This is a genomic window from Exiguobacterium sp. s131, from assembly GCF_018617345.1.
GTDB lineage: Bacteria > Bacillota > Bacilli > Exiguobacteriales > Exiguobacteriaceae > Exiguobacterium > Exiguobacterium profundum.
This window is the reverse complement of record NZ_JACSJX010000001.1, coordinates 1686911-1704663: the sequence shown is the minus strand read 5'-3', so window position 1 is coordinate 1704663 and position 17753 is coordinate 1686911. Positions and strand designations below refer to the sequence as shown.

The window sequence follows — 17753 nt, the reverse complement described above, 5'->3', positions numbered from 1 at the left end:
TGTATCTGCTCAACCTTCCAACCGACTCATTTTTAATTCCATGAATCGGACGATTTTATTTTTGGCGGGACGATAGGGGAGACCGTGTTTTGCAAGAAGTCCTTCGAACGCACGTTTTCCCTCTTCTTCATTCGTCACTTCAAATTCTATTTCATAGTCGCTCGTCTCCAAATAATGGCTTTCGTCCAAAACGAGTAGACCGTCTTCTATCTGTAACTCTGCTCGATTCGTCTCAAGTCGACCGAGGTGTTCGAGCGGTGCATTCAGCTGGAACGGGGCCAGTGCCTGTTTCATTTGCTCGTCATGAATGATACCGTACTTAAACAGATCCTCAGCCTCATCTTCTGTAATAGTGGCATGTGTCTCAAGCAATCCGACCTCGTTTGGTTGCTTCAACGTCAGCACTTGACCTTGTTTCTTCTCGCGAATCCGAAGTGCCGCCCCGTTCGCTTTTAGCTGAAAGGAAGGGGTATCGAAATAGTCATTCGCTTGCCAACGAACCTGATCATCAAGCTGATAGGCACGTAGGAGTGTCTCATATTCGTCTTTCGTCAACATTGATTTAAATTCAATTTCCACTTCTTGGGTCATGAATCATCGCTCCATTCTATGAACAATTGTTCGTTTATGATACCATACAAACGGATACATACGGAAAGGACGCGTTTTTTCCGGAAAAGAACGAAAGTGGTGACAGCGTATGCAATCAGTGAACTGGGATCAGTTTTTAGTGCCGTATCAAATTGCGGTAGACGAGTTGAAAGTCAAATTGAAAGCCGTTCGTAAGCAGTTCAAATCCCAAAATGACCATTCTCCGATTGAATTCGTCACAGGTCGAGTGAAGCCGGTCGGGAGCATTCTTGAGAAAGCGAAACGAAAGAATATCGCTGACCATGAATTGGCGACGGATATGCAAGATATAGCAGGATTACGAATCATGTGCCAATTTGTTGATGATATCGTTCACGTCTTGGATTTGCTACATCGTCGAACAGATTTTAAAATAGTGGAAGAACGGAATTACATTACCCATCAGAAAGATTCGGGTTATCGATCGTATCATGTCATCATCGAGTACCCGGTCCAAACGATTCACGGTGAAATCCCGACGCTCGTGGAAGTGCAAATCCGCACGCTTGCGATGAATTTCTGGGCCACGATCGAGCACTCATTGAATTATAAATATGATGGTGACATGCCTCTTGAAGTGCAGGAACGATTGAGACGTGCAGCCGAGGCGGCCTTTTTACTCGATGCCGAGATGAGCCAACTCCGCGTTGAAATTCAGGACGCCCAGCAGGTGTTTCGGGATAAAGAGATGAACGTGAAAACGGACGAAGACTAGGGGGAAACCGATATGCAGTTTGCGATTGTATCGAGGGGAGATACGCGATCAGCGGAGATCGCCGAGGAACTGACTCAAAAACTTCAAGCCGCCGGGCATACATTATCTGAACAGCCCCGAATCGTAGTATCGGTCGGAGGGGACGGGACGATGTTACAGGCGTTTCATAAATACATCGACCGACTCGATGAAACGCTACTTGTTGGGATTCATACCGGGCATCTCGGCTTTTATGCCGATTGGCAACCGGATGAGTTGGATGAATTGACCGAGATGATCACGAGCGAATCGTTCGAGCCGGTCTCCTATCCGCTCGTTGAGGTGCTCATTGACTATGAGGACGGGGAGACTGATCGTCGACTGGCGATGAATGACTGTACGATTAAGAACTACAAGCGAACGCTCGTCTGTGATTTATCGATTCGAGACGACTACTTTGAAACGTTCCGTGGAGATGGATTATGTATTTCGACACCATCGGGTTCGACCGCCTACAATAAGGCACTCGGTGGAGCAATCGTTCACCCATCGATTGAAGCCATTCAAGTGACCGAGATGGCTTCAATCAACAACCTAGTGTATCGAACGATCGGTGCACCGCTTCTCTTACCAAAACACCATCAAGTGAAAATCAAACCGCACACGAAAACCGAATTTGAATTGGCGTTTGACCATCAAGAAGCGTTGTCCTGGTCGGATGTCGTCTCGATTCGATGTGCGGTCGCAAAAGAAAAAGTGACGTTCGCTCGCTTCCGGCCCTTCCCATTCTGGCGCCGAGTTCGCGAATCGTTCATCGAGGAAGGAAAGTAACGAATGCAAGGGTTTACGATTCGTCGCGTTGTGGAGAAAGCCGTCCCACTTCGCGACTTTTTAATGCAAGATATGGGGATTTCTCGAAAGATGCTCACGCTTGTGAAGCATGAAGGGGATATTGAAGTGAATGGCGTGCACCGCACCGTAAGACATGAACTCGAACCAGGAGATGAAGTGATGGTGCGATTCCCGCTTGAAGCTCCTTCACTCGATATGGTCGCCTCAGATCGGCCTATTCGAATTCTGTATGAAGATGATACGCTGTTGGCGGTCGATAAACCGGCAGGGATTGCCACGATTCCATCACGACTACATCCGACCGATACACTTGCGAACGCTGTACTCGGCTATTATCAACGCATCGGTCTGTCATCTGCGATTCACGTGATCAATCGGCTCGATCGCGACACGAGCGGTGTCGTCTTGTTTGCAAAGTATGGATTTATTCATCATCGATTTAGTGAACTTCAGAAAGCGAATGGATTGGTGCGTACGTACAAGGCATTGGTCGAAGAAGAAGTGACACCACAAACGATTGAAGCACCGATCGGGCGTGCCGAGAATTCGATTATGGAGCGAGTCGTGACAACTGAGGGACAACACGCCATCACGCATATCCTCGCCTGTCAGCCATTTGAGAGCGGCTCGTTATTGACGATTCGACTCGAGACGGGACGGACCCATCAAATTCGCGTGCATTTGCGCCATATCGGTCATCCGCTCATTGGGGACTCCATGTATGGTGGGACGACTCGTATGCCCCGTCACGCCCTTCACAGCGCGTCTGCGCGATTCATTCATCCGATGACAGGGGATGAGATTCAGATTGATGCGCCAATTCCGGAAGATTTTCGAACTGTATAAAGAAATCCCTCAAGGTAAAACCTTGAGGGATTTTGTCAATCATCATCAAACATATAGGTTTTTGATTTAGAAGCCACGTTCATGACGAGACCGATGGCAATCATGTTCATGATAATCCCTGTTCCCCCGTAACTGACGAACGGGAGGGTAAGTCCAGTGATCGGCAAGACACCGATTGTCATACCGATGTTTTGGAACACTTGGAATGTGAACATGGCGATGACACCGGTGACGATATAACTTCCGAACGCGCTACTAGACTCTAACGCAATGTGAATCATCCGATAGAGGAATAAGAAGAAGACGATGATCACGAGAGCTGCGCCAATGAACCCATAGTGTTCTGCGATAACGGCAAATATGAAGTCCGTTTGAGATTCCGGTAAATAGACGAGACCCTGGCCGTATCCTGCTCCGAACATCTGTCCAGAACCAATCGCCTGTAGCGATTTGATTAATTGGAATGCCAGATCATCTGAATATTCGTAAGGATAAATCCAGGCCTGGAAGCGGTTGAGGGCGTGTCCAGGTACGAATGCTTGTAAGACTTCGAAATGGGCAAAGAACAGATACATGAATGTGCCGATGGTCAAAGCCGCAGCGCTGAAGAGACCAAGAAGCCACTTCCAACCGATTCCCGAGACGATGATGATGGCGCCGAGCATCGTCATCAGAACGAGCCCGGTCCCTAAGTCCGGTTGTGTCACAATCAGCCCGAGCGGCGGGATGGCGACTAGTACCAGTTTCACGAGGAGCCATGTATCGAGTTGTGACGATCCGTAACGTTTATTGTGCTCATAGACGATGGTCGACATAGAAATCAACAAAAAGAGCTTCATGAATTCGGCCGGCTGGAAACTGAATCCAGGCACGTTATACCAACCATACGCCCCGTTGATGTTCGGTACGAGCGACGTGTCACGTAACGGAATCAGACCGACGAGCAGAAGTAGACCGAATGCGTATAAGTACCAATGGATTTTCCGGAGTTGCTCATATTCAATCGTCATAATCGCGAACATTGCAAAAAAGCCGATGACATAACGAATGCCTTGTTCAAGAGCGAAGTTGATATGTTGAAGTCGCGTTGGCAACATCGGTTGAGCGGTATAGATTGCACCGAGACTGATGATCATCAATAGGAAGACGATGGTCAACAGTGTCGTATCTAAACTTTTAAAATATGATTGTATACGGTTCATAATGGAGTCGAATCACCCTTTCTATACGTATTTTATCTTACCGCAACTTAAAAAAATCGCAATACGTAACGAGTCGGTTGACAAAACAGAAACCTTTCTGTAATCTGAGAACAGATATTATCACCAGGTACTAAAAAGGGGAGTTTATGATGTCAATTTATCCAACATTAACGAATAAAACGTACGTCGTCATGGGGATTGCCAACAAGCGCTCGATTGCATGGGCGATTGCCAAAACGCTTGATGAGGCAGGGGCGAAGCTCGTGTTAACGTATGCGGCAGAACGATTCAAATCGGGTCTCGAGTCACTCGCAAGTGAGTTGAAACAAGAAGCGATTCTACTTGAGTGTGATGTGACGAATGACGAAGCGATTGATTCAACATTCCGTTCGATTCACGAACAAGCTGGCGAGATTCAAGGAATCGCGCATTCGATCGCATTTGCTGACAAAGAAGCATTGCGCGGTGAGTTCTCAGAAATGACACGTGGTCAGTTCGCGCAGGCATTAGACATCTCAGCATATAGTTTGACGGCAGTTGTGAAAGCGGCGAAGCCTTACTTCGCACAAGACGCCTCGGTAATCACACTCACTTACCTCGGCGGCGAGCGTGTCGTTCCGAACTACAACTTGATGGGTGTCGCCAAAGCGGCACTTGATTCGAGCGTCAAGTATTTGGCGAACGAATACGGTCCACATGGTGTGCGTGTCAATGCTATCTCGGCGGGGCCGATTCGTACATTGTCAGCCAAAGGGGTTGGTGATTTCAACAGTATCCTTTCTGAGCTTGAACAGAAGGCGCCATTGCGTCGAAACGTTTCGGCGGAAGAAGTAGCTTCGACAGGTCTCTTCCTCCTCTCGGGGATGGGAAGTGGCGTGACCGGCGAAGTCATTCACGTAGATAGCGGATACCATATTTTATAAGTTTGGGGAATGGCGCAGTGATGCGCCATTTTTGTATTACCTCGTGAATAAATCGGGTAAGGACCTATGAAGGAGGTCAGATCATGGGTCCCTATCAGATTGATTTTACTGTCGTACAATACGTCAACCGACAAGTCCAGCCATCAGGTCGAGCAAGCATCGAACCGGTGACACGAATCAAACGTGTCCAACGAATCCGACCTCGACGTGAAGAATGGCTTGAAGAAGAGCAAGAAAAAAACCCCGGTCGCTATGTCGACCGGAGCATATAAGGTTAGCCTCGGAAACGGAACGTCTCATAGACGTTCCATGTTTCATTTTCGAGTTCATACATGACGGCCATCCGAGTGATCGTCTCTTCGAAATGAACCTGCTCCATACGCAAACGTTCGAGGACGTCGAACAGCTCGGCATCGGTCAAATCTTGACCAATCGTGATGTGCGGCAAGAATTCATATTTCGGTGTTTGGTTGAGCACACCTTCATGCAGTCGTTGCTGAAGAGTCGACAAATCACGTGTCGGTAACACTTTTAAATACAAGACATTGTTCGTCGGTGCGAAAGACCGAACGCCATCGACTTTTAACTGAATCGGTTTAGTCGAATCCGCAACTTGTTGCAAGTACTCGAGTACTTTCGGCAAGTCTTCTTCTGACACCTCTGTCCGCTCTTTAATGGTCACGTGAGGTGAAATCAACGCATATTTTGTGTCATAGCGTTTTCGATAAGAGTTCGCAAAATCTTGCACTTGTTTAGACGGAAATAAGACTACCCCAATCTTCATTCCTCTTCCCCCTTTAATCGTTTAACCTACATGTTAATGATGACCGATTTAATGTGGGAAGTCAAAGCAGGGTTCGTCTTTTTTCAATTTTTCAGTATAATGGTTATATCATATAGAGAGACGATGACTCTCTGAACGAAGGGATGTGAAGCGGGATTTCGATCCTGCGCCTATTATGAAACACGTACCACACTCACGTGACGTCCGAGAAGCGGCTCGTGCTCGTTTGCTCGAACGCGGGGTTACGATTGAATCGATTGCTGAAATCGTATACCAGATGCAGGCACCCTATTCGCCGCATCTTTCATTAAAAGATTGTATGGATTCTGTCGAGGCGGTTCTAGATAAACGTGAGCTACAACATGCGATTCTCGTGGGATCAGAGCTCGATATGCTGGCTGAAAAAGGGCAATTATCTGAACCGCTTCTGTCGATTATCGCCTCAGACGAAGGTTTATTTGGAGTGGACGAGACGATTGCGATCGGTGCCGTCAACACATATGGTTCGATTGCCGTTACGACTTTCGGATACTTAGACAAGGCAAAAATCGGTATCATCAAACAACTCGACACGAAGATGGATGATGGGCAAGTGCATACGTTCATGGACGATCTCGTCGGTGCCATCGCTGCCAACGCTTCAGGACGATTGGCGCACCGGTTAAGAGATATGGTCGATTTCGGAGAAGAAGAGATGCGTGAAAGAAAAGGGTTGTATTGATGAAGTGGACACCGCAGATGGTGGTCATCACCGGGACGGTCGCATATGTGATCGTGTCGGTGTTTGTCGTTTTAGGGGCGGTCGATCCGATGAACACATTCGTATATGAATGGTTACAGCCGCTACCGGATCGAGTGTTTGCCTACGTGACAGAGCTCGGGAGTGCACAGGTCATTGTGGGGCTCTCCATATTAGGGTTGTTGTTTTGGTATTGGCGCGGGGACCGTATCGAAGCGTGGCGACTAGCGCTCGTCGGAATCGGGACACTTCTGTTTACCCAGGTGCTAAAGCTCGTCTACGGAATCGATCGACCGCTCATTGATGCATCCCTCGATGCAACGACATACAGTTTTCCGAGTGGACACGCCTCAGGGTCGCTGGCCCTATATGGATTGACAGCTTATGTACTGTATCGAAAGAAACAGTCGAAAGTCGTCATCTTCATTCTCTTGTGCCTCGTCCTCGCGGTTTCGCTCAGCCGTGTCATCTTGAACGTTCATTACTTCAGTGACGTGCTCGGCGGTTGGCTCGTTGCGTTGACGATGATTGCATTGTCTGAATGGATCATAAGGAGGAAAACGATTTGATCGTCGTGGTAGATGTAGAAAAATGGTTATTCGTTCAAAAAAAAGAAGCGGATGAAGCATCAGTTCCCACAATTTTAGTGGAAAAAGATCGAGATGGGGCGACGTGGTTCACCTCGATGAAAATTTTGTTTCAGTTAAAGAAATGGACGAGCCGACGTCGTTTTGTTCCCCTTTTACTGTGTGATGAGCAGACCTATCGCGCATATGAAGTATTTCATGTCGATGCTGTGCCATCATTGGCTCTCCTCGACGGGGGACGGACGTTACTAGTGGACAATAAACGAGATGAGTCGTTTGATGTTGTGCTACGGGAAAGTGGATTGGATACAGAAAAATCGATTTTATTGTTTGCACTTCAATATATTGAACAGATGACGAATGAACCTGTCGCTTTTGCCGGAGATGAGTCGATTGATGCGACGCGGGTCGTCCCGGCAACATTGTTAGACAAGACGGATCGCTTAGAATCCGGACGACGCCTGTTCGAATGGATGCATGATGAAGACTTACGTAAGGAGAATCAACATGACTGATTGGGAAACGACATTTCAGCAATTGTTGGACGGACAAGTGGATGAAGTGAACGTACCACGCGAAGACTTTTTATCCGTTCGAACCATTTTGATTGAGAAAGGCTGGCTCTTTCAAGTAGTAGGAGAGGCCAAGCATGGTGGCGTGACGATTTATCGCAGAAACCCGGTCACTGCGAATTCATCATTGGAAGAAACGAAGGAATGAAATGACTTCAGTCAAAACAACAAGGTCTGCCTCCCACATGGAGAGCAGACCTTGTTTTGTTTAAGCGTTTGAAGCGAGTTTGATTTTTTGTCGTTTCATCTTGTGTAGTAACCAAGCATAGAGGACTTCACAAGAATTGTGAGGAAGGATCAGCTCCACCAAAGGGTGAGCGTGACCAAATATAGTGAAGCGCGAATGGTCTTCGTCGAGCAGAGAGACTTGAATATCCGTCGCATCCTGTAGTGAAATGCGTTGTTCCCCTGCGTGAGCATCTTTAAGTTTCAGCATTTTTCCATTCGTCGCAAACTTGGTGAACGATGAGACTCCTTGTACTTTCAGTTGTTCCATTTCGTGTATCTATCCATCGCGTGATGAATAGATTTTCACCTCGCTTTCTCTATATTGCCTTCCATTCCTCCAGAAGGTTATTCCTAGTATAACGCCTCGTTCGAAAAAGAAAAGTGTTAATTTAACAAAAAATTAAGACAATTTGTTATCAATTTTTAAGAATAGCGTTCAACCCTGTCCAGTATAGGCATAAGGTTGAAACAATCGGTCTGAAAATAACAAAAAAGAACCTCATTTCCAGAGGTTCACAACTATTCATTACATGTATGACCTTATAATCGTTCAATCTGCCATGTACGACGACGGTACAACAATTGCCCTTTTAAGGCGATGGATTCTTTCTTCGCATCGAAGTCTTCTTCAAGAACAGACATGTCTTCATAACGGCCCGCTACATAGAATGAGATGACGATTTGTCGATTGAACAAACTGCGTTTCGTATGATCGAAATCGATGATCAGACCTTGAGGTGCCAAATCGAGTAATTCATCGATGACGGGAAGTGGAATCGGAACAAAACTGATGTTACGAATGTCACGATCGAGTTTACTTTGCAACATGTTTTGGACGAAATGATTGATTGTCGACCAATCGCGAATATAAAGACTGCTATGTCGATCGTTTGCTTCATTGAAGAACACAATCTCATTATCGAGCGAATCCAAGAACGGCTTCTTGATTCCGCGTTCCATATGACTTAAAAACAAGATTTCTGCAATTTCATGATCGGACAGAGTTTCGAGCGTATTGTAGTCCGGAAAATCGATCGCCGTAAACGTTGTTTGGTTATTCAAATACTTAGACGAGAACGAAGATAGTTCGTGCGCTTCAATATAACGGAAACGCGACCTCGAGGATTGTCTCATCCCTTTGATGTCCGTTCGACAAATAATCATCGGTCTCGTCACGGAAAGCGCTTCTGTTACATCCGCCAACGTCACACCATGCAGTGTGAAGCGTTGGACGTCCCGGTCTTGCTTCAAATAAAAGAGTTGTTTTGACATATGGTATCCCCTCAGTTTGACATACTACGATTATAGTAGCAAAAACACGTGTTTTCTGCCATCTTGAGACGGTACGAGAGGGTTGAGTTCGATACATTTGGGAAAATAGAAGTATAATTGAGGAAACGAATAGGAAAGGCGGGTTCCACATGTGGGGATTAAAACGGAGTTTTCCTGAGCTCGCTACGCCCCGGTTTATCCTGCGAGAGCTAGAACCGCGTGATGCTAGAGCACTATATACCATTCTATCCACTGAGGAAGTGATGCGATATTATGGGTCGGACCCGTTGCTTGCCATCTATGAGGCGAAGAACGTGATCGCTTACTTTAAGGATCAATTTCAGCAAGGGAAGGCCATTCGTTGGGCGATATGCGATCGGATGACAAACGAATTGGTCGGAACGATTGGATTTCATAATTGGACGCCCCAATATTATCGCGCCGAAATCGGGTTTGAGGTTTCCCCTCATTATTGGAGACAAGGGGTGGCTTTCGAAGCTGCTTCAGCTGTCATCCAATACGGTTTTGAAGAATTCAAGTTTCATCGAATCTCTGCGTTGGTCGCACCAGGGAATGAAGGGTCGAATCGACTCGTTCAAAAATTGGGATTTATTGAAGAAGGACTTCTACAAGATTATGCATATAGCCATGGCCGATTCATGGATTTGACGATGTATCGGCTACTCAAAACAGAATGGGAAGAAAAGGAGCACTCGATGATATGAAAGCACTCGTATTGCTACATGGGCTGTGTGGTTCTCCAAAGTACTTTGAACAGTTGGAACCGTTATTGAATGCCGAAGTTCACGCGCTCACATTTCCTGGTCATGCCGGGACGGACGTGGGACCAGAAACGATGGATCAATTTGCGGACTGGGTCATCGGAGAAATTCGTCTTCGGGGTCTTGTCCGTCCGCTCGTATGTGGGCATTCTTTCGGAGGCTATGTGACGACTAACCTCGTGCGTCGCTATGGAACAGAAATATCGGGATTTGGATTGATTCACTCGACGGCGGCCGCTGATACAGAAGCGGCGCGGGAAAAGCGAAACGGTGCCATCCATCAAGTCATCGAAGAAGGGATCGAGCCGTTTATTGACGGAATGATTCCAAATGTCTTCTCAAGCGATTCCGACCCGGCGCTCATCCAACAAGCGATCGCAATCGGATATGAAATGACGGTCGAGGGAATCGTGAACGCGCAACAAGCAATCCGCGATCGTGAAGACGAAGTGGACACCGTCGAAACGACTGACCTCCCCGGCCTATTCATTTACGGCTCAAAAGACCCGAATATGAATGAAGAGCGGGCGTTTTTAGGTGCGTCACGACATACGAAAGCAATCGTTCCATTCAGTCATATGGGGATGATGGAATCCCCTGAAGAAGAAGCGAAAATCGTGAACGAATGGATGCAGGAGGTAGAACATGGAAAAGTATAAATTAATCGCTATGTCAGGAAGTCTTCGCAAGAAATCTTTCAATACCGCTCTTTTGCATTCGATCATTGAACTGGCTCAAGAGGATTTCGACATTGAGGTCGTCTCCATCGAACTTCCACTGTTCAATGACGATTTGATTGATCCGGATGAACCGAAAGTTGTGGCCGCATTGAAGCAAGCTGTTCGGGAAGCTGATGGGTTATTGATTGTCACCCCTGAATATAACCATAGCATCCCGGGCGTCCTGAAGAATGCAATCGACTGGCTTTCGCTCGAGCCAGGAACGCCACTTCGGGATAAACCGGTCATGATCGCCGGGGCCTCGCCGGGCATACTTGGAACCGCCAGATGCCAAATCCATCTCCGACAAGTATTTGCCACAAATCGTGCAAATGTTTTACCGGGAAATGAAATTTTCATCACGCATTGTAAAGAAAAGATTGATGATAGAGGGTTGCATGATGAGAAGTCGATTAATCAAATCAACAAAACATTATTGGAATATCGTAAATGGATTGAATTTTGGAAGCGTAACGCAAAAAATTAACTTGAAGTCGCTCATGTTGTTTGATAGAAAGGAATTGTGAAAACAAACACAAGAGGAGCGACACCAAAATGGAAACTTACATCGAACTGTACAATGGCGGCGAATTGGGTGATCGGGCGGTAATGAACGATGGAATGACATTTGGACGGATGACGATTGTTGAATTGTTCTATCAATCCAATCATATTTTTGGTTACGTGAAAGAAGATGGTGAAAAACGTTTCTTCCTTGAACCGATTTCAGAGGACGACACGTTTACTGTGGATGGGACGACGTATTCACTCCAACAGTTTATCGCGTTGTTTTAAGTAAATAGATGGTTGATTGAACGCAAGCGACTCGCTTGCGTTTTTTTGTCATTTTCGTCACGATGAAGAGTGAGGTGATGAGGATGAAACTAGTAGCAATCGAACCGACACCAAGTCCGAATAACTTGAAAATCATTGTGGACCCTCCGTTTGAAGGGAGAGGCACAACGTACGACAAAGCGAGTACGGATGCCCCAGCCATCATTCAAGAAATCATCGGGCTTCGAGGCGTCAAATCCGTTTACGCCGTGTCTGATTTTCTCGCTGTCGAGCGGCATCCGAAACATGATTGGCATGACGTCATGAATGAGATCCGACGGGCGTTCGGGGAACAAGTTGAGGAAGTCGAATCCACAAAGATGGATACGGACTATGAACCGGTCCATGTATCCGTTCAATTCGTGCTCGATGTACCAATGCAATTAAAACTCGTCAAAGGGGACGAGGAAAAACGAATCGGATTGTCGAAACGATTCGTCGATGCAGCGATGGAAGTTCAAGCACAAGTGAAGAATGTCATTCAAGACCGTCGTTGGGTAGAACAAGCCCCACGCTATGGTGAATTGGATGAAGTCAGTGTCGTCGCACAAGAAGAATTGGAAGCGGCGTATCCTGAAGAACGCATCGAGCGGATCGTGGCCCGGGCGTTTGGTCGTGAAGCGGATTTTGAGGCGAACGCGAACCATCTGCAGTCGGATAATTGGAAAGATCGGATGGCATTCTTGGATGAACTCGAAATCCAGCATGAAAACATGCCTTATTTCCGTCGTGCCTTGGAAGATTCCGTGATGGCGATCCGTCGACAGGCGGTCGTCATGATCGGGATGTTTGAAGAGCGACGTGAGGAATATGTCACATATATCGAACAAGCCTTAGTGGACGCTTCTCCTATTGTGCGGCGGACGGCTGGGGATACGGTCTCCGACTGGGCATTACCTCAGTCCCAACCTTCCATGATTGAGGCGTTAAAGGATAAAAACAAACTCGTACGTTGGCGAGCGGCTCGTTTCTTATTCGATTGTGGAGATGAGCGGGCTGTATCTGCCTTGTCGATTGCGGAGGAAGACCGCGAGTTCGAGGTCTCTTTACAAGCGCGACTTGCGAAAGAGCGGATCACGAGCGGCGAGACAGCACTCGGGACAGTATGGCAACAAATTTCGAACCGGTCGAAATGAGATTTCGTTCGACATGTATTGAATCAAATTGATTTACAATTTAAGGTAAAGAGGAGCGTCTGTAGTACGGATTGCTCCTTTTTTTCATGAAATCATATGCACATTTCCCCAATTGACTAACATTTGATGTAAACGTTTCGACAATAGGTAAAATGTCATTGTTGTGCTGTCGAACGATAGGACATATATCTTGGTTTCAGATTGGTACACTAGGTTTATCACAGATGAACAAAGGAGCCATACTTATGATATTGTTTGCAGAAACGCCTGAACTTGTAGCTTATAAGGAAGTAGTAGGAGAAACGATGGTCGTCACGTTTGAGTCGATGCACAGTGAGACGTTCTCTATCACGGCTCAAGTCCGGTCTGATCTCGATATCGCAGATTCATTGTTCATGACCGGTTGGCAACAATACATGGAACAAGCTAAAGTTTCGTAAAAAAGGTAAATAATATAAGGAAAATCATTACAAACGTCTGCACATTGTATACACTAGTGCTATAGACGTTTTTTATTTTGTTGAGGAGAGTGGGATTCATGAAGAAAACTTGGTTGCTCGCCGTAGTGACGGCAATCTTATTAGTCGTAGCGGGATGTGGGAAAGAAGAGGCGAAACCGAGTCAAGTAAACAGTGATTCGTCTGAACCACCGGCTCCACTGACGCTCGACACGGAAATGGCATACGATGCGTCGGCAAAAACGTTATCAGCTACGATTTCGATGACAAACCCAAATGAGGAAGCAGTCGATGTAACGTTTAATTCGTCGCAACGTTTTCAGTTAGTTGTCAAAAAAGGGGATCAAACCGTATTTGATTACGGAAGTGATTATATGTTCACAGAATCTTTAATTGAGGAAAAATGGGAAGCGAATGATAAAAAAGTATTCGATGAAGTCTTCCCATTGACATTAGAACCAGGCGAATATTCGGTCGAAGTGATTGGGCTCGGTCAAGTTGACGGGGCACCTGAAATTGCTGTGACAGATGAGACGACGTTCACCGTTGAATCTGCTGCAACAGAAACTCCGGATGAAGGTACGTCAGAAACACCGGAAGAAACGCCTGCTACAGAGCCGCAGTCGGACGGCACGTTCCGTGATGTACAAATTGACTTGAATGACACGATGATTCAAGTGAGCGGGTATACGGATGAGGTCGAGTTTGAGTGGTCTGTATCAGACGGACATAATGTTTACGCTCAAGGCGCAGCCGAAGTGACCGGCGGTGGTTTCTCGTTTGGGGTATTGCTCGATGAAGCACCGGCGAAAGATCAACCATTGTTCTTAGAGATGACACCAATCGGTGGAGAGGTCACATCATTTAAAGTTCAATAAAACCATGGCGGAAACTGTTGTTTCCGTCTTTCTTTTTGAGACGCTAGTTGACGGGGTATAAGGATTATCAGACAATAAAGCAAAATGAGAGCATAGTGGGAGGGTAATCCATGCAACAACAGATCATTGAATCAACACATGTCAAACCGACCATCAACCCGAAAGAAGAAATTCGTCAACGTATCGACTTCTTGAAAGCATATGTGAAACGGGCTGGTGCGAAAGGACTCGTCCTAGGGATCTCAGGCGGGCAAGACTCGAGCCTTGCCGGAAAGCTATGTCAACTCGCCATGGAAGAGCTTCGAGAAGAAACGAGTGACGAGTATACATTTTATGCAATCAGATTGCCGTATGGTGAGCAACACGATGAGCATGACGCACAACTTGCGCTTGAGTTCATTCGTCCGGACAAATCGTTCACTGTCAACATCAAGCCTGCTGTTGACGCATCGGTTGAAGCGTTTCACCGTGCAACGGGCCTCGAATTGAGTGACTTCCATAAAGGGAACACGAAGGCACGTGAGCGGATGAAGGCACAATACGACATTGCGGCAACATTCGGTGCCCTTGTGGTCGGAACAGACCATGCTGCGGAATATGTGACAGGATTTTATACAAAACACGGTGACGGAGCTTGTGACCTCACACCGTTGACCGGTTTGAACAAACGTCAAGGAAAAGCACTTCTCCATGAACTTGGAGCGCATGAGCGTGTGATTTATAAGGTGCCGACGGCCGACCTTGAAGATGGTCGCCCTGGACTTCCTGACGAAGTCGCACTCGGTATGACGTATGATCAGCTGGACGACTATTTGGAAGGAAAGACAATCGACCCGACAATCGCCGAGCGAATCGAGACAATTTTCAAACGTTCACGCCACAAGCATCACATGCCTGCCTCGTTGTACGACGAATGGTGGCAATAAAAAAAGGAGGAGCTGTCTCGAGACAGCTTCTCCTTTGTTGTTTCACGCTTTTTTAAGTGGGACGAACTGAATGATCAGGATGCAGGTGAAGGCGATGAAACTGAGGAGTGGGATGGTGACGAATCCAAAATAGTTGACCCAACGAATCAGGCAGTCGTTCGTACAGAAGGCTTCGCCGTTCGGGATCCGTTCTAAAATGACATGATACAGACTGATACACCATCCGGCACCGGCCATAATCCCTACGAACAAGCGGTTGACGTCTCGTGCAGTCAACATGATAGTCAAGTAGTAGATGGCTAGTGGATACATAAAGATGCGTTGGAACCAACACAGCTTACAAGGTAAAAAGAGCATGACCTCTGAAAAATAAAGGCTGCCGAGCGTCGCGACGGTCGCGACGATAAAGGCGAAATGATGACGTTGCATCAGATTTCCTCCTAACAATCAAATTGATGATTAAACATGATATGATACATTGAAACAAATACTTATTCAGTATACAATCTTTCAAACGATAGAGAAACAGGTGACGTGATGCAAGTTTCGGAAGTAGAAGTGTTAATTATTCTTGCGGAAGAATTGAATATGCGGAAAGCAGCCGAGCGATTGTTTGTCTCACAACCAGCGCTCAGTCAACGGCTCGTGACCATCGAACATCAGTGGGGGAAGAAGATTTTCGTTCGCTCCACAAGAGGGCTCGCATTGACGCCAGATGGAGAGAAAATCATCGAGTTCGCCAAAAAGATGTACAGTGAAGAACAAGAACTAAGGGGCGAACTGACGGCCAACCAAGGAGAAGTGTACGGAACGTTGAAAATAGCCGTCGCCTCCATCATGGGACAGTATTGGCTACCCAAGGTATTGAAGACGTTCGTCGAACGCTATCCGTCCGTCCGTGTCAAATTGGTCACCGGATGGTCGAGCGAAATGATGCGTTACATGCTCGAAGAGAATTTCCATATCGGAATCATCCGAGGAAATCCGGATTGGCGAGGGGAACGGATGAAGTTGTTCTCTGATTCCTTGCATTTGGTCGATCTGAAAATGACCGACCTCTCTCAACTAAAAAACAACGAGCGCTCGTTTATTCAATTCAAGAGCGACTCGACGTATTACCAGGAAATATTAGAGTGGTGGCAGGAACGGTTTTCGAGTCCACCTCTGACGACGCTGGTCGTCGATCAAATCGAGACATGCAAACAGATGGCGTTACACGGAATCGGGTTCGCGATTCTCCCGGAATCGACCATCAAAGATGTGAATGAGATGAATAAGATTCCATTGACGTCGTCGGGTGGCGTGCCGCTCGTCCGGGACACGTGGATGCTTTCAACAGAATCGATGTTGGAGCTGGCGCAAGTCCAGGCGTTTTGGAAGATCGTCGAAGAAATTACGAAGGAGACTGAGTTATGAATTGGGCAATTGAAGCGAGAAGACAGCTGCATTTAATTCCGGAAGCCGGATATGAAGAGTTCAAAACACAAGCGACACTTGAGCAATTGATTCGATCGCTTGATTCGTCACGTGTTCATATCACGCACTGGCGAACAGGTCTTTTCGTCCGTGTAGATGGTCTCGTCGGTGAGAAGACGATTGGATATCGAGCCGATATGGATGGACTGCCCATCACGGAAGAGACGGGGCTAGAGTTCGCATCGATTCACGAAGGCATGATGCATGCATGCGGACATGATGTGCACATGTCAATCGCACTTGGATTAATTAAACGAGCGGTCGAGGAACCGCTTAACCATCACCTTGTCGTCTTTTTCCAACCGGCCGAAGAGGGACCGGGTGGTGCCGAACCGATGGCGAAATCAGAATTGTTCTATCACTTCCGCCCGGATGCATTGTTCGGCTTACATGTCGCACCTGAATATCCTGTCGGCATGGTCGCGTCACGACCGGGCGTGTTGTTCGCGAGTGCGCGAGAGCTCCATATCACCATTCATGGAAAAGGGGGGCATGGTGCTTTCCCTCACGCGGGAATTGACGCTGTCATCGTTCAGGCCGCTCTCATCATGCAACTGCAAACGATTGTGTCTCGTAACATTGACCCGATGGGAAGTGCGGTCGTCAGTATCGGAAAAGTCGCAGCAGGAACGAAAGAAAATATTATCGCCGATACGGCCAAACTGGATGGGACGGTCCGCGCCTTGTCTGACAAAGAAATGGTCGTGCTGGAAAGCCGGATTCGTCAAATCATCGCCGGAGTCGAGATGACGTATAACGTGCAAATCGACCTTGAATTCGGCAATCGGTATCACGAAGTCGTCAATGACGAACGTTATCTTTATCAATTCGAGGAAGCGGTTGAAGAAGTCGGCTATTCTTATAAAACATGTGTCCCTGCCATGACGGGTGAGGATTTTGGATATATGTTGAAACAGGTCCCCGGATTTATGGTTTGGTTAGGAGTGAACGATATGGGGTCAGGACTCCATCAATCGACACTCAACCCGGATGAACGTTCGATCGAAGTGGCCATCGATCTATTCGACCATTACTTCCGAACTGTCATGATTCAATAACACGAAGCGGTCTCGATTGAGCCCGCTTTTAGTGTGCCCAAAAAGGAGTGAACGAGTGAGAAAAAGGGAAACATTTATTCATGTAAAGCGACGATTTTGTGGCGATTGCTCAAATGTGAACATTTTGCGAACTCGAGCATTGAGACATTACAGCGCA

Annotated in this window: 25 protein-coding genes; 19 read left to right on the top strand and 6 right to left on the bottom strand. The window is 46.9% G+C overall.

Going from position 1 to position 17753, the window contains the following annotated elements; translation table 11 throughout:
* Positions 1-9: 9 nt before the first annotated feature.
* Positions 10-591 (bottom strand): CYTH domain-containing protein, encoded by a 582-nt coding sequence (locus KNO69_RS08855; protein WP_214817396.1) that lies wholly within the window; start codon positions 589-591, stop codon positions 10-12.
* Between the two features lie 109 nt (positions 592-700).
* On the opposite strand from KNO69_RS08855, the gene yjbM reads away from it, so the two are divergent.
* From yjbM to KNO69_RS08840, 3 genes are read left to right on the top strand one after another with little or no spacing between them, the layout of a single operon-like run.
* Positions 701-1345, top strand: coding sequence for a GTP diphosphokinase (yjbM, locus tag KNO69_RS08850; protein ID WP_015881226.1), 645 nt, complete (start codon positions 701-703; stop codon positions 1343-1345).
* Between the two features lie 12 nt (positions 1346-1357).
* The gene (locus KNO69_RS08845) at positions 1358-2155 is read left to right on the top strand and encodes an NAD kinase (RefSeq protein WP_196430470.1); all 798 of its coding nucleotides are present in this window, start codon (positions 1358-1360) and stop codon (positions 2153-2155) included.
* 3 nt (positions 2156-2158) lie between these two features.
* Positions 2159-3022, top strand: coding sequence for an RluA family pseudouridine synthase (locus tag KNO69_RS08840; RefSeq protein WP_214691108.1), 864 nt, complete (start codon positions 2159-2161; stop codon positions 3020-3022).
* Between the two features lie 35 nt (positions 3023-3057).
* Here KNO69_RS08840 and KNO69_RS08835 read toward each other — a convergent pair whose 3' ends face one another.
* Entirely contained in the window at positions 3058-4224 is a 1167-nt protein-coding gene (locus KNO69_RS08835; protein WP_031421494.1) for an FtsW/RodA/SpoVE family cell cycle protein, read from the bottom strand.
* A 149-nt stretch (positions 4225-4373) separates the two neighbouring features.
* Between KNO69_RS08835 and fabI the strand changes: the two genes are divergently transcribed.
* Positions 4374-5147 carry an enoyl-ACP reductase FabI gene (fabI, locus tag KNO69_RS08830; protein WP_074037406.1) on the top strand — a complete coding sequence of 258 codons (774 nt, stop codon included), beginning with the start codon at positions 4374-4376 and terminating at the stop codon, positions 5145-5147.
* A gap of 83 nt (positions 5148-5230) precedes the next feature.
* Positions 5231-5419: a hypothetical protein gene (locus KNO69_RS08825; protein ID WP_015881231.1), complete on the top strand. Its 189-nt coding sequence runs from the start codon at positions 5231-5233 to the stop codon at positions 5417-5419.
* Between the two features lie 2 nt (positions 5420-5421).
* On the opposite strand, the gene KNO69_RS08820 is transcribed toward KNO69_RS08825, so the two are convergent.
* On the bottom strand, positions 5422-5931 hold the full coding sequence (locus KNO69_RS08820; protein WP_214817395.1) for a YjcG family protein: 510 nt from the start codon (positions 5929-5931) through the stop codon (positions 5422-5424).
* A 175-nt stretch (positions 5932-6106) separates the two neighbouring features.
* Between KNO69_RS08820 and KNO69_RS08815 the strand changes: the two genes are divergently transcribed.
* Genes KNO69_RS08815 through KNO69_RS08800 form a run of 4 tightly spaced genes read left to right on the top strand, consistent with a single transcriptional unit; the run spans position 6107 to position 7977 of the window.
* On the top strand, positions 6107-6652 hold the full coding sequence (locus KNO69_RS08815; protein WP_015881233.1) for a phosphatidylglycerophosphatase A family protein: 546 nt from the start codon (positions 6107-6109) through the stop codon (positions 6650-6652).
* A complete protein-coding gene (locus KNO69_RS08810) occupies positions 6652-7239 on the top strand; it encodes a phosphatase PAP2 family protein (RefSeq protein ID WP_078146612.1) in 588 nt (195 codons plus the stop codon). Before KNO69_RS08815 ends, KNO69_RS08810 begins: the two co-directional genes overlap by 1 nt.
* Positions 7236-7772, top strand: coding sequence for a hypothetical protein (locus tag KNO69_RS08805; protein ID WP_078146613.1), 537 nt, complete (start codon positions 7236-7238; stop codon positions 7770-7772). Before KNO69_RS08810 ends, KNO69_RS08805 begins: the two co-directional genes overlap by 4 nt.
* Positions 7765-7977 carry a hypothetical protein gene (locus KNO69_RS08800; RefSeq protein WP_078146614.1) on the top strand — a complete coding sequence of 71 codons (213 nt, stop codon included), beginning with the start codon at positions 7765-7767 and terminating at the stop codon, positions 7975-7977. The genes KNO69_RS08805 and KNO69_RS08800 overlap by 8 nt, the downstream gene beginning before the upstream one ends.
* 60 nt (positions 7978-8037) lie before the next feature.
* Here the strand turns inward: KNO69_RS08800 and KNO69_RS08795 are convergent, their stop codons facing one another.
* The gene (locus tag KNO69_RS08795) at positions 8038-8325 is read right to left on the bottom strand and encodes a hypothetical protein (RefSeq protein ID WP_074037396.1); all 288 of its coding nucleotides are present in this window, start codon (positions 8323-8325) and stop codon (positions 8038-8040) included.
* A 272-nt stretch (positions 8326-8597) separates the two neighbouring features.
* Entirely contained in the window at positions 8598-9329 is a 732-nt protein-coding gene (locus KNO69_RS08790) for a hypothetical protein (protein ID WP_078146615.1), read from the bottom strand.
* 149 nt (positions 9330-9478) lie between these two features.
* Between KNO69_RS08790 and KNO69_RS08785 the strand changes: the two genes are divergently transcribed.
* The 8 genes from KNO69_RS08785 to nadE all read left to right on the top strand — a co-directional run bounded on the left by KNO69_RS08785 (position 9479) and on the right by nadE (position 15062).
* Positions 9479-10054, top strand: a complete 576-nt coding sequence (locus KNO69_RS08785) for a GNAT family N-acetyltransferase (RefSeq protein ID WP_214817393.1) — start codon at positions 9479-9481, stop codon at positions 10052-10054.
* Positions 10051-10770, top strand: a complete 720-nt coding sequence (locus KNO69_RS08780) for an alpha/beta fold hydrolase (RefSeq protein ID WP_214817390.1) — start codon at positions 10051-10053, stop codon at positions 10768-10770. The genes KNO69_RS08785 and KNO69_RS08780 overlap by 4 nt, the downstream gene beginning before the upstream one ends.
* Positions 10757-11317 carry an NADPH-dependent FMN reductase gene (locus KNO69_RS08775; protein ID WP_214817387.1) on the top strand — a complete coding sequence of 187 codons (561 nt, stop codon included), beginning with the start codon at positions 10757-10759 and terminating at the stop codon, positions 11315-11317. Before KNO69_RS08780 ends, KNO69_RS08775 begins: the two co-directional genes overlap by 14 nt.
* 68 nt (positions 11318-11385) lie before the next feature.
* Complete coding sequence (locus tag KNO69_RS08770) at positions 11386-11625, top strand: hypothetical protein (protein ID WP_015881242.1); 240 nt, start codon at positions 11386-11388, stop codon at positions 11623-11625.
* Positions 11626-11708: 83 nt separating this feature from the next.
* A complete protein-coding gene (locus tag KNO69_RS08765) occupies positions 11709-12800 on the top strand; it encodes a virulence factor (RefSeq protein ID WP_078147913.1) in 1092 nt (363 codons plus the stop codon).
* A 245-nt stretch (positions 12801-13045) separates the two neighbouring features.
* Positions 13046-13240, top strand: coding sequence for a hypothetical protein (locus tag KNO69_RS08760; protein ID WP_078146619.1), 195 nt, complete (start codon positions 13046-13048; stop codon positions 13238-13240).
* Between the two features lie 98 nt (positions 13241-13338).
* Positions 13339-14136 carry a BsuPI-related putative proteinase inhibitor gene (locus tag KNO69_RS08755; protein WP_214730918.1) on the top strand — a complete coding sequence of 266 codons (798 nt, stop codon included), beginning with the start codon at positions 13339-13341 and terminating at the stop codon, positions 14134-14136.
* Positions 14137-14246: 110 nt separating this feature from the next.
* Complete coding sequence (gene nadE, locus KNO69_RS08750; RefSeq protein ID WP_078146621.1) at positions 14247-15062, top strand: ammonia-dependent NAD(+) synthetase; 816 nt, start codon at positions 14247-14249, stop codon at positions 15060-15062.
* A 42-nt stretch (positions 15063-15104) separates the two neighbouring features.
* Here nadE and KNO69_RS08745 read toward each other — a convergent pair whose 3' ends face one another.
* Positions 15105-15491, bottom strand: coding sequence for a disulfide bond formation protein B (locus KNO69_RS08745; protein ID WP_078146622.1), 387 nt, complete (start codon positions 15489-15491; stop codon positions 15105-15107).
* Between the two features lie 108 nt (positions 15492-15599).
* Between KNO69_RS08745 and KNO69_RS08740 the strand changes: the two genes are divergently transcribed.
* Both KNO69_RS08740 and KNO69_RS08735 read left to right on the top strand, forming a co-directional pair.
* Positions 15600-16478 carry a transcriptional regulator CcpC gene (locus KNO69_RS08740; RefSeq protein ID WP_031421506.1) on the top strand — a complete coding sequence of 293 codons (879 nt, stop codon included), beginning with the start codon at positions 15600-15602 and terminating at the stop codon, positions 16476-16478.
* The gene (locus tag KNO69_RS08735) at positions 16475-17596 is read left to right on the top strand and encodes an N-acetyldiaminopimelate deacetylase (RefSeq protein ID WP_078146623.1); all 1122 of its coding nucleotides are present in this window, start codon (positions 16475-16477) and stop codon (positions 17594-17596) included. Before KNO69_RS08740 ends, KNO69_RS08735 begins: the two co-directional genes overlap by 4 nt.
* The last annotated feature ends 157 nt before the right edge of the window (positions 17597-17753 follow it).